This window comes from Streptomyces sp. NPDC059900, from assembly GCF_050270335.1.
In the GTDB taxonomy this organism is placed as follows: domain Bacteria; phylum Actinomycetota; class Actinomycetes; order Streptomycetales; family Streptomycetaceae; genus Streptomyces.
The window spans coordinates 16856-28519 of sequence record NZ_JBNNJZ010000067.1; the positions used below are offsets into that span (position 1 = coordinate 16856).

Annotated in this window: 7 protein-coding genes; 2 read left to right on the forward strand and 5 right to left on the reverse strand. The window is 69.6% G+C overall.

The window, feature by feature from the left end; genetic code table 11:
- Positions 1–27: 27 nt before the first annotated feature.
- The gene (locus tag ACQKIP_RS13060) at positions 28–1584 is read right to left on the reverse strand and encodes a site-2 protease family protein (RefSeq protein WP_365860072.1); all 1557 of its coding nucleotides are present in this window, start codon (positions 1582–1584) and stop codon (positions 28–30) included.
- A gap of 128 nt (positions 1585–1712) precedes the next feature.
- Between ACQKIP_RS13060 and ACQKIP_RS13065 the strand changes: the two genes are divergently transcribed.
- Both ACQKIP_RS13065 and ACQKIP_RS13070 read left to right on the forward strand, forming a co-directional pair.
- The gene (locus tag ACQKIP_RS13065) at positions 1713–2594 is read left to right on the forward strand and encodes a RecB family exonuclease (RefSeq protein WP_365860071.1); all 882 of its coding nucleotides are present in this window, start codon (positions 1713–1715) and stop codon (positions 2592–2594) included.
- A 14-nt stretch (positions 2595–2608) separates the two neighbouring features.
- Complete coding sequence (locus tag ACQKIP_RS13070) at positions 2609–3280, forward strand: response regulator (RefSeq protein ID WP_135332738.1); 672 nt, start codon at positions 2609–2611, stop codon at positions 3278–3280.
- A 115-nt stretch (positions 3281–3395) separates the two neighbouring features.
- Here the strand turns inward: ACQKIP_RS13070 and ACQKIP_RS13075 are convergent, their stop codons facing one another.
- From ACQKIP_RS13075 to metH, 4 genes are all read right to left on the reverse strand, one after another.
- Positions 3396–4982, reverse strand: a complete 1587-nt coding sequence (locus ACQKIP_RS13075; RefSeq protein WP_365860070.1) for an ABC transporter substrate-binding protein — start codon at positions 4980–4982, stop codon at positions 3396–3398.
- 70 nt (positions 4983–5052) lie between these two features.
- Positions 5053–6660 (reverse strand): ABC transporter substrate-binding protein, encoded by a 1608-nt coding sequence (locus tag ACQKIP_RS13080; RefSeq protein ID WP_365860069.1) that lies wholly within the window; start codon positions 6658–6660, stop codon positions 5053–5055.
- A 321-nt stretch (positions 6661–6981) separates the two neighbouring features.
- Positions 6982–7683, reverse strand: a complete 702-nt coding sequence (locus ACQKIP_RS13085; RefSeq protein WP_365860068.1) for an HAD family phosphatase — start codon at positions 7681–7683, stop codon at positions 6982–6984.
- A 98-nt stretch (positions 7684–7781) separates the two neighbouring features.
- Positions 7782–11303 carry a methionine synthase gene (gene metH / locus ACQKIP_RS13090; RefSeq protein ID WP_365860067.1) on the reverse strand — a complete coding sequence of 1174 codons (3522 nt, stop codon included), beginning with the start codon at positions 11301–11303 and terminating at the stop codon, positions 7782–7784.
- Between the last annotated feature and the right edge of the window lie 361 nt (positions 11304–11664).

The window sequence follows — 11664 nt, forward strand, 5'->3', positions numbered from 1 at the left end:
CGGGGGCCGGAGACCAGGGTGCGGCCGTCAGGTGGGGCGGGCCATCGCCTTGACGAAGGCACGCTCCACGTCGGTGGCCGAGAGCACGCCGTAGATCTCGCCGGAGGCCTCGACCACGAGGTACTCCGTGGCAGGCGTCGCCCTGAGGGTGTCCAGGAGCTCCTCGCCCGCGAGCTCGGCGGAGATGCGCATGCCTTCGGTGATGTCCTGGGCGAGGCCGCTGACGGTGACCCAGGGGCGGCGGTGCTCGGGCACGCCGACGATGGCCGCCTCGCGGACCACGGACATCGGGTCGCCGTCCGCGTCGACCACGACGAGGGCGCGGGCCCCGGCGTCGTTGGCGCGGCGCAGCGCTTCGGAGAGCGGCGTCGCGGACTCGACGGGGACGGCGCGCCGGGTCAGGGCGCGGGCGCGCAGCTCGGGCAGGTGTTCGCGCAGCCGGGCCATACGGAGGCTGTTTCCGGCGCCGGTCCAGATGATCGCGGCGAGGATCGCGGCGAGCAGGGCGTCGGTGACGGTGTCCATGCCGCCGATTTCCTGCGTCTCGCCGCCCAGCGCGCCGGACTGGTTGAGCAGGGGCAGGCCGATCAGGACGGAGATGGCGAGCGCGCGGCCGACCCAGGCGGCGGCGATGGTGCCGCTCATGGGCTTGCCGGTGATCTTCCAGACGACGGCGCGGAGCATGCGGCCGCCGTCCAGGGGCAGGCCGGGCAGGAGGTTGAAGACGGCGACGATGAGGTTCGAGATCATCAGGCCCGCGAGCAGGACGCCGGGCACGGTGCCGGGCTCCACGAGGCGCATGGCCCCGTAGAAGACTCCCGCGAGCACGAGGGAGAGCAGCGGGCCCACGAAGGCGAGGACGAACTCGCGGCCCGGCGTCTCGGACTCCTTCTCGATCTCCGAGACCCCGCCGAAGAACTGGAGCTGGATCCGGCGCACCGGCAGCTTGTAGCGCAGGGCGACGACGGTGTGCGCCAGCTCGTGGATGAGCACGGAGGCGTAGAAGGCGACGGCGAAGAAGAGCGAGACGAGATAGCGGGCGGCGCCGAGTTCGGGCAGGACGCGGTCGAGCTGGCCGCCGAAGACCCAGGTGATCAGGGCGGCGACGAGGAACCAGCTGGGCGCCACGTACACGGGCACGCCGAAGGGCCGCCCCATGAGCAGCCCACCCCCGGGGCCCTTCTTGCCGCCCGGCGGGGGCGTCTTGTGGGCGGGGCCTCCGGTGGCGTGCGCGTACTCGGGGTGGGTGTCGTGGGGGGTCTGCCCGGACGTGTCGTGCGGGGCCCCGGGGGTTTGCTGGCCCTCGGGCGACTGCGGAGTCTCGGGGGGCTGCGGAGACTGCGGGGTCTTCGCGAGGCGGTCGGCGTCCGGCGCGGGTTCGTCCGCGGCGCGCGGCTCCTGCGCGGGCGGCTGAGGCTCGGCGCTGTCGGCGCCGGTGGTGCTGCCGCCGGCCGCACCGCTTCCGGCACCGGCCGTGTCCACCGGACGTGGCGTTTCGGAATGGCCGGAGCCCTCGGCGGCATCCGGCCGCCGACCGTCCGTCCCGTCGGGCTGCGGCCTGCCGCTCCCGGCGCTCTCGTCCACGATGTCCCCTTGTTCGAAGCGTCCCTCGCCCCTGTCCGGCGCGGTACACGCACGATCATGCAGGGCGAGAGGGTCTGTCGTCGATGGTATGCGGCCGTTGTCGGTGGCGGGTCGTAGGGTCTTACCTCATGGAAACCAGCACCGACGGTGCCGTGACGGCCGTGCGTCCGGCGTCCCTGTCGCCCTCGCGCGCCAGTGACTTCATGCAGTGTCCGCTGCTCTACCGGTTCCGGGTGATCGACAAGCTGCCCGAGAAGCCGAGCGAGGCGGCGACCCGCGGCACGCTGGTGCACGCCGTCCTGGAGCGGCTCTTCGACGCGCCCGCGATCGAGCGGACCGCGCCGCGCGCCAAGGGCCTGATCCCCGGCCAGTGGGACCGCCTGCGCGAGGCGAGGCCGGAGCTGACGGAACTGTTCGCGGACGACGAGCAGGGTGAGCGGCTCGCGCGCTGGCTCGCGGACGCGGAGAAGCTCGTCGAGCGGTGGTTCACGCTGGAGGACCCCACCCGCCTGGAGCCCGCCGAGCGCGAGCTGTTCGTGCAGGCGGAGCTGGAGTCGGGCCTGAAACTGCGCGGCATCATCGACCGGGTGGACGTGGCGCCCACCGGCGAGGTGCGCATCGTCGACTACAAGACCGGCAAGGCCCCCCGCCCCGAGTATTCCGAGGGCGCCCTCTTCCAGATGAAGTTCTACGCCCTGGTGGTGTGGCGGCTGAAGGGCGTGGTCCCGCGCCGTCTCCAGCTCGTCTATCTGGGCAGCGGCGACGTCATCACGTACGACCCCAGGACCGAGGACCTGGAGCAGGTCGAGCGGAAACTGCACGCGCTGTGGGAGGCGATCACGCTCGCCACCGAGACGGGCGACTGGCGGCCGCGGCCGACGAAGCTCTGCGGCTGGTGCGATCACCAGGCCGTATGTCCGGAATTCGGCGGGACTCCCCCGCCGTACCCCCTTGCGGTGAGGGTGCCCGAGTCCGAAGAGGGCGCGCAGGGCAGAATGGGCCCGGGCTAGCGAAGGAGAGTTACGTGGCGATCCGTGTCCTACTGGTCGACGACCAGCCACTGCTGCGCACGGGATTCCGGATGATCCTGGAGGCCGAGCAGGACGTCGCGGTCGTCGGGGAGGCCGGAGACGGCCTGCAGGCTCTCGACCAGGTGCGGGCACTGCAGCCGGACGTGGTCCTGATGGACATCCGCATGCCGCGGATGGACGGGGTCGAGGCGACCCGGCAGATCACCGGGCCCGGCCGGGACGGACCGGCGAAGGTGCTGGTCCTGACCACCTTCGACCTCGACGAGTACGTGGTGGAGGCGCTGCGCGCGGGAGCCAGCGGCTTCCTGCTCAAGGACGCGCCCGCGAACGAACTGGTGCAGGCGATCCGGGTGGTCGCGTCGGGCGAGGCGATGCTCGCGCCGAGCATCACGCGCAGGCTCCTGGACAAGTACGCCGGGCATCTCCCCTCGGGCGACGAGCCGGTGCCGGACACCCTGCACACGCTCACCGAGCGGGAGGTCGAGGTCCTCAAGCTGGTGGCGCGCGGCCTGTCGAACGCGGAGATCGCGGCGGACCTGTTCGTAAGCGAGACGACCGTCAAGACGCATGTGGGCCATGTGCTCACCAAGCTCGGCCTTCGCGACCGGGTGCAGGCCGCGGTGTACGCGTACGAGAGCGGTCTGGTGCGCCCCGGCGCCCAGTGAGGGCGGCACGGCAGGACACAGAAGACGAACGCAGGACGCAGGACGCGGGAAGGCGGCCCCCTCCGGGAGGGGGCCGCCTTTCTGCGTGTCCGCGAGGTCAGGTGTGTCCGCGGGGTCAGGCCTTGCTGAGCTCCCAGAAGCGGAAGACCGTCGACGCGTCGAGGCACGACTCGACGCCGTACACGTCGTCGCTGATGACCGCGTACTGCTTGGCCTGCCAGACCGGCAGGATCGGCAGCTCGTCGGCGACGATGTCCTGGAGCTTCGAGTAGTCCTCGTCGGTCCTGGTGCGGTCGGTCTCGGCGGCGGTACCGGGGATGATCTTCCCGGTGATGTCGCTGTTCCGGTAGCCGTTGTCCAGGACGTTGCCCTTGCCGAAGAAGGGCTGCGTGAAGTTGTCCGGGTCCGGGTAGTCCGGCACCCAGCCCTTGACGTACACGCCGTACTTGCCGGACTTGATGTCCCGCTCGTACTGGCCGAACGCGACCGACTTCACCTCGGCGTCGAACAGGCCGCTCGCGTTGAGCTGCTTGGCGATCGCCTTCATCTCCTGGTCGGTCGCGGGCCCGTAGCGCGAGGGCGTGGACCAGAGCGTGAGCTTGACCTTGCCGGTCAGGCCCTCCGCGCGCAGGGCGGCCGCGGCCTTGGAGCGCTGCGGGCGGGCGCCGTAGGTGTCGAAGAAGGCGGTGTTGTGGCCGCCGATCCCGGCCGGGACGATCGAGTACAGCGGCGTGGCCGTGTCCCGGTAGACGTCCTGGACCAGGGCGTCGCGGTCGAGGAGGTAGGCCATGGCCTTGCGGACGCCGAGCTTGCCCGCCACAGGGTCCTTCATGTTGAAGACCAGGTGCTGAACCTCAGCGCTCGTGCCCTCGACGACGTCGATGTTCTGGCTGGCGTCGGAGGTGTCCTGCTCGATGTCCGCGATGTCGCTGGCCCCGAGACCGCGGTACGCGATGTCGATCTTGTCGTCCAGGAGCGCCTTCTTCAGGCCCTTCTGGTCGTCGTGGAAGAACTTCAGGGTGACGCCCTTGTTCTTCACCTTGGCGGTGCCCTTGTAGTCGGGGTTGACCGAGAACACGGCCTGCCCGTCGTCGAAGGAGTCGAGCTTGTACGGTCCCGAGCCCGTGGCCTGGCCGTCCGCGCGCAGCCCGTCCATGTCGTACGACTCCTGGTCGACGATGGATCCCGCACCGGACGCGATCTTGCTGGGGAAGGTGGCGTCGGCGTACTTGAGCCTGAAGACGACCTTCTTGGCGCTCGGCGTCTCGACGCGGTCGAGCATCGGGAACATGATCGCCGGGCCGGCGTCGTCGTTGATCTTCATCATGCGGTCGAAGGAGTACTTGACGTCCTTCGAGGTCAGCGCGTTGCCGTTGCTGAACTTCAGGCCGTCGCGCAGCGTGCACTCGAAGACCCTGGTCTTGGAGTCGGTGAAGCCGCACTCCTCGGCGGCCTCGGGCTCCGGCTCCGTGGCCCCGTTCGGGAAGCTCATCAGGGACTGGAAGACGTTGTTGAACAGGAGCCATGATCCGGGGTCGTAGCCGGATGCCGGGTCGGTGGCCAGGACGTCGTCCGACATCCCCATCACCACAGCGTCCTCGTTCTCCCCCGCTCCGCCCGTTTCCGTGCCGCAGCCGGTGAGCAGGGCGGCGGCCAGCCCTCCCGTGAGGGGAAGGGCCAGCCACTGGTTACGCAAATTCACGAAGTGCCTTGTCGTTGGTGTGTATCGGTGGAGCGAAGCCCGGCCGGGCTTGTACGGGTGCGGGCGGAGGTCAGCCGCTCACACCGCGGCCGAGCTCCCACAGCTGGAGGTTCGAGGAGGAGTTGAGGGCCCACTCGACGCCCGTGATGTCGTCCCTGGCGGCGATGTACTGCTTGCCCTGCCAGAGGGGAAGGACCGGCACGTCCTCGGCGACGATGTCCTGGACCTTCTTGATGCTCTTGGAGGCGGTGAGCCGGTCCGCCTCACGGCGCGAGTGCGGGAGCAGCTCGTCGTTGATGGTGGGGTTCACGTACGGCGAGCCGAGGATGTTGTCCTTGTCGAGGAACGGCGTCAGGAAGTTGTCGGCGTCGGGGAAGTCGGGGAACCAGCCCATCCCGTAGACGTCGTAGGCGCCCTTCTGCTCGGCGGGGCGGAAGGTGTTCCACTCCGTGCCCTTGATCGACACGTCGAACAGGCCGCTCCCGTTGAGCTGCTTCTGCAGGAGCTGGAATTCCTTCTTGGTGCCCGGGCCGTAGTGGTCCGTCGTGTAGTGCAGGGTGAGCTTCACCGGCGTGGTGATGTCGGCCCTCTGGAGCAGGGTGCGGGCCTTGGCCGCGCTCGGGTCCTTGTACCGGTTGAAGAACGAGTTGGTGTGGCCCGTGATGGTGGCCGGCACCAGGGAGTAGAGCGGCTCGGCCGCGTCGCCGTAGACACCGGCCGCGAGGGCGCCGCGGTCGACGAGCTGCGCCATGGCCTGGCGGACCGCCTTGGACTTGACGGTGGTGGCGTCCGTGTTGAAGCCGAGGTAGCGGATCTCCAGGCCGGGCGTCTCGACCAGCTCGATGTTGCTGCCAGGGTCCGCGTCGAGCTGCTTGATCTGCTCGGGCGACATGGTGCGCGTCATCATGTCGAGGTCGCCGCTCTTGAGGGCCTCGCCCATGGCGTCGGCGGACTCGTAGGTGCGCATCTCGACTTTGTCGTTCTTGGGCTTGAGAACGCCCTTGTAGTTGGGGTTCTTGGAGAACGTTGTCTTGACGAGCGTGTTGCCCTTCACCTCCTGCTTGGCGGTGTAGGGGCCCGAGCCGTCCAGGTCGAAGCCGTCGCGCAGCTTGTTCTTGGCGTAGTGCTCGGAGCTGACGATGCCCGCGATGGGGGTGGCCAGCTTGTACGGGAACGTCGCGTCGGGGCTCTTGAGGTGGAAGACGACGCTGCGGTCGCCCTCGGTCTCGATCGCGTCGACGTTGGAGACCATTCCGGCGGAACCGCTGGGGTCCTTGATCTTGAGGTCGCGCACCCGCTCGATGGAGAACTTCACGTCGGCGGCGGTCAGCGGCTCGTCGTCGGCGAACTTCAGGTCCTTGCGCAGCGTGCACTCGTAGCGCTCGTTGCCGGTGTCCGTGAAGCCGCACTTCTCGGCGGCGTCGGGCTCCGGCTCGCCGCCGCCGCGCGGAGCGGCCATCAGCGTCTGGACCGTCTGGCGCACGACGTTCCAGGAGCCCGCGTCATAGGCGTACGCCGGGTCGAAGGGCGCCGGTATCTCGGGTGAGGTGGCGAACCGGTCCGTGGTGCCGACGGTGATCGCGTCGTCGTCCCCGCCGTCGCCCGCCCCTCCGCAGGCCGCGAGCGCGGAAGCGAGCAGACCTACGACGGCCGGCAGCACCAAAGTCTTACGGTTCATGCTCGACGTTCTCCAGAGCTGTTGATCCCGTCCGGACCGACAACGAGGGGTGGGGTCAGTTCGGTCCGCAGGGTGTGGCGATGTTCTCGCGAAGAGATTAGTCCGCACCGCCAGGCGGGCCGGAAGGCACCGGAGTTGACCCTCAATCACACAGTGAAACCGGGCGCGGACGCACCGATACCCCGACACGGGAAGGTTTCGTGAGGTTCCCCTTAATCGGGACACAACGCCACTGAACAAGTCGCGCATAACGACGCCCCGGCACAGCCCCGATCGGCTGTCGACCCCCCACGGAGTGGGAAAGGTCACATCTTCAACCGTTCAGCGCTTTCCGGCCATCAGACCTTGCAGGAAAGGCAGGTTGACGTGTTCGAGCGTCGGCACGATGGTCCGGCCTGCTGCCGGGGCGATGGGCGCCACGGACGGCACCGCCACCACCCGGCAGCCCGCGGCCTCGGCCGCCGCGACGCCGGTCGCGGTGTCCTCGATGACGGCACATCTGGCCGGTTCCGCCCCAACTCCGGCCGCGGCGAGGAGGTACGGGTCGGGGTGCGGCTTGGTCCGGCTCACCTCGTCGCCCGCGACGGTCAGCGCGAAGTGGTGGGAGCCGATCGACTCGAGCACGCGGTCGATGATGCGCCGGTGCGACGCGGAGACCAGGGCCATGGGCACCTCGTGCGCGGCGAGCTCGGCCAGGAGCCGGGCGGCGCCCGGCATCAGCGGCAGGGCGCGGCCGATGCGGTCCTCGAAGCCTTCGTTGAGCAGCACCGTCAGCTCGGGGACCGTGATGTCGGCGCCCGTGGACTCGATCAGGAACCCGGCGCTGCGCGTCATGGGTCCGCCGACCACCACGTCGCGCCAGGCCTCGTCGAGCGAGTGCCCGAGCGCGGCGAACACCGCGACCTCCGCGTCCCACCAGAAGCCCTCGGTGTCCACGAGGGTTCCGTCCATGTCGAGGAGCACTGCCTGGAGGTCGCTGCCTTCGGCCGTTCGGGTATCGAGCGCGGGAACCGTACTGGTCATCCGGGCACACCTCCATGAGGGACGGAAAGGCCGGTTGCCCCCTTCTGACGGGTGGGCAACCGGCCTGCACTGGACCGACAAGTGTACGACTTGTCCGCTCAGCGCGCGTTGAAGTATTTCGCCTCGGGGTGGTGGATGACGATCGCGTCCGTGGACTGCTCCGGGTGCAGCTGGAACTCCTCGGAGAGCTGCACGCCGATCCGCTCCGGCTCCAGGAGCTCGGCGATCTTCGCGCGGTCCTCCAGGTCGGGGCAGGCGCCGTAGCCCAGCGAGAAGCGCGCACCGCGGTACTTCAGGGCGAACATGTCCTCGACGTCGGCGGGGTCCTCGCCGCCGAAGCCGAGCTCGGCGCGCACGCGCGCGTGCCAGTACTCGGCGAGCGCCTCGGCCAACTGCACGGACAGGCCGTGCAGTTCGAGGTAGTCGCGGTAGGAGTCGGCGGCGAAAAGCTCGGCGGTGGCCTCGCCGATCTTCGAGCCGACGGTGACGACCTGGAGGCCGACCACATCGGTCTCGCCGGACTCCTCCGGGCGGAAGTAGTCCGCCAGGCACAAGCGCCGGCCGCGGCGCTGGCGCGGGAAGGAGAAGCGGGTGCGCTCGTTGCCCTGGTCGTCCAGGATGATCAGGTCGTCGCCCTTGGAGACACAGGGGAAGTAGCCGTGCACGACGGCCGCCTCCAGCATGTTCTTGGTGTGCAGCTCGTCCAGCCAGCCGCGCAGGCGCGGGCGGCCCTCGCTCTCCACCAGCTCCTCGTACGAGGGGCCGTCACCCGTCCGGGCCTGCTTGAGGCCCCACTGGCCCTTGAACAGGGCGCCCTCGTCCAGCCAGGACGCGTACTCCTTGAGCTGGATGCCCTTGACGACGCGGGTGCCCCAGAACGGCGGGGCGGGGACGGGGTTGTCGGTGGAGACGTCCGAGCGGGCGGGCCCCTCGTCCTCGGAGACCTCCGCGACGGGGGTGTCCCGCTTGGCCACCCGGCGCTGCTTCAGCTCGGGCAGCGTGGCGCCGGGGACGCCGCGCTTGACGGCGATGAGGGCGTCCATCAGGCGCAGCCCCTCGAAGGCGTCGCGGGCGTAGCGGACCTCGCCCTCGTAGATCTCGTGGAGGTCCTGCTCGACGTAGGCCCTGGTCAGCGCGGCGCCGCCGAGGATCACCGGGAAGTCGGCGGCCATGTTGCGCTGGTTGAGCTCCTCCAGGTTCTCCTTCATGATCACGGTCGACTTGACCAGGAGGCCCGACATGCCGATCACGTCGGCGCGGTGCTCGGCGGCGGCGTCCAGGATCGCGGCGACCGGCTGCTTGATACCGAGGTTGACGACGTTGTAGCCGTTGTTGGACAGGATGATGTCGACGAGGTTCTTGCCGATGTCGTGGACGTCGCCGCGGACGGTGGCGAGCACGATGGTGCCCTTGCCCTCGGAGTCCGACTTCTCCATGTGCGGCTCCAGGTGGGCGACCGCGCTCTTCATGACCTCGGCGGACTGGAGCACGAAGGGCAGCTGCATCTGGCCGGAGCCGAAGAGCTCGCCGACGACCTTCATGCCCTCCAGGAGCGTGTCGTTGACGATGTCGAGCGCCGGGCGGGTCAGCAGGGCCTCGTCGAGGTCGGCGTCCAGGCCGTTCTTCTCGCCGTCGATGATGCGGCGCTGGAGGCGCTCGTCCAGCGGCAGGGCCAGGAGCTCCTCGGCCTTGCCCGCCTTCATCGACTTCATGTTGACGCCCTCGAAGAGCTCCATGAGCTTCTGCAGGGGGTCGTAGCCCTCTTCGCGGCGGTCGTAGATCAGGTCGTGGGCGGCCTTGACCTGCTCTTCCTCCAGGCGCGCGATCGGCAGGATCTTGGAGGCGTGCACGATCGCCGAGTCAAGGCCTGCCTTGACGCACTCGTCGAGGAAGACCGAGTTCAGGACGACGCGGGCGGCCGGGTTGAGGCCGAAGGAGATGTTCGACAGGCCCAGCGTGGTCTGCACGTCCGGGTGGCGGCGCTTGAGCTCGCGGATCGCCTCGATGGTGGCGATGCCGTCCCCCCGCGACTCCTCCTGGCCGGTGCAGATGGTGAAGGTCAGGCAGTCGATGAGGATGTCCGACTCGTGGATGCCCCAGTTGCCGGTCAGGTCCTCGATGAGGCGCTCGGCGATGGCGACCTTGTGCTCGACGGTGCGGGCCTGGCCCTCCTCGTCGATGGTCAGCGCGATCAGCGCGGCGCCGTGCTCCTTGGCGAGCGCGGTGACCTTGGCGAAGCGGGACTCGGGGCCGTCGCCGTCCTCGTAGTTGACGGAGTTGATGACGGCGCGGCCGCCCAGCTTCTCCAGGCCGGCCTGGATGACGGGCAGCTCGGTGGAGTCCAGGACGATGGGCAGGGTGGAGGCGGTGGCGAAGCGGCCTGCCAGCTCCTCCATGTCCTTGACGCCGTCCCGGCCTACGTAGTCGACGCAGAGGTCGAGCATGTGGGCGCCCTCGCGAATCTGGTCACGGGCCATCTCCACGCAGTCGTCCCAGCGGCCCTCCAGCATGGCCTCGCGGAACTTCTTCGAACCGTTGGCGTTCGTGCGCTCGCCGATGGCCAGGTACGAGGTGTCCTGGCGGAAGGGCACGGTCTGGTAGAGCGAGGCGGCGCCCGGCTCGGGGCGCGGCTCGCGGCGGACGGTCTCCGTACCGCGCACGCGCTCGACGACCTGGCGCAGGTGCTCGGGGGTGGTGCCGCAGCAGCCGCCGACCAGGGAGAGGCCGTACTCGCGTACGAAGGTCTCCTGGGCGTCGGCCAGCTCGGCCTCCGTCAGCGGGTAGTGGGCGCCGTCCTTGCCCAGGACCGGCAGGCCCGCGTTGGGCATGCAGGAGATCGGCACGCGCGAGTGGCGGGCGAGGTAGCGCAGGTGCTCGCTCATCTCGGCCGGGCCCGTGGCGCAGTTCAGGCCGATCATGTCGATGCCGAGCGGCTCCAGGGCGGTGAGCGCGGCGCCGATCTCCGAGCCGAGCAGCATCGTGCCGGTGGTCTCGACCGTGACCGAGCAGATCAGCGGGAGGTTCGCGCCGGTGGCTTCCAGGGCGCGGCGGGCTCCGAGGATCGCCGACTTGGTCTGGAGCAGGTCCTGGGTGGTCTCCACCAGGAGGGCGTCCGCGCCGCCCGCGATCATGCCTTCGGCGTTGGTCTGGTAGGCGTCGCGAAGCACGGTGTACGGGGCGTGGCCCAGGGTCGGCAGCTTGGTGCCGGGGCCCATGGAACCGAGGACCCAGCGCTGCTGCCCGGTCGAGGCGGTGAACTCGTCGGCGACCTCGCGGGCGAGGCGGGCGCCCGCCTCGGAGAGCTCGAAGTTGCGCTCGGGGATGTCGTACTCGCTCAGGGCGGCGAAGTTCGTGCCGAACGTGTTCGTCTCGACGCAGTCGACGCCGACCGCGAAGTATTCCGCGTGGACCGAGCGGACGATGTCCGGGCGTGTCACGTTCAGGATCTCGTTACAGCCCTCGAGGTTCTGGAAGTCCTCGAGCGTGGGGTCCTGGGCCTGGAGCATCGTGCCCATCGCGCCGTCGGCCACCACCACGCGGGTGGCGAGGGCTTCGCGCAGGGCGTCGGCTCGGGTTCCGTTCGAGGAACCGGAGGTCGGGGGGGTAGGCAACGAGGCCATGAAAGAGCTCCCAGAGGTGCGACGGCTGTCGGCTTTGCGCTTCGGTGGAAGGCGCACTGGGCCAGGGTAGCGGGACGAAGGTCCACGGCGCGTGAGTGTTCACGGGGCGGACACCCGCGCCCCGTCCGCCCCCCCCTCGTCAGGGGTGTGGTTCGGTGCAGGGCGGGAAACGGCGAGAAACACCGCTGCCCGCTCTGTCGCGGGAGGTCGACAACGACCGATAGTGTTCAGCATTGTCGAACGTTGGAGTCAGAGGGGACGGAGGAAGGGGCTGCGATGGCACGGAACATCCAGTCGCTCGAGCGGGCCGCCGCGATGCTGCGGCTGCTCGCGGGCGGCGAGCGAAGGCTCGGCCTCTCGG

Coding starts and splice junctions, on each gene's coding strand:
- ACQKIP_RS13065 (WP_365860071.1), top strand. CDS start 1,713: ATGGAAACCAGCACCGACGGTGCCGTGACGGCCGTGCGTCCGGCGTCC.
- ACQKIP_RS13080 (WP_365860069.1), bottom strand. CDS start 6,660: ATGAACCGTAAGACTTTGGTGCTGCCGGCCGTCGTAGGTCTGCTCGCT.
- ACQKIP_RS13085 (WP_365860068.1), bottom strand. CDS start 7,683: ATGACCAGTACGGTTCCCGCGCTCGATACCCGAACGGCCGAAGGCAGC.
- metH (WP_365860067.1), bottom strand. CDS start 11,303: ATGGCCTCGTTGCCTACCCCCCCGACCTCCGGTTCCTCGAACGGAACC.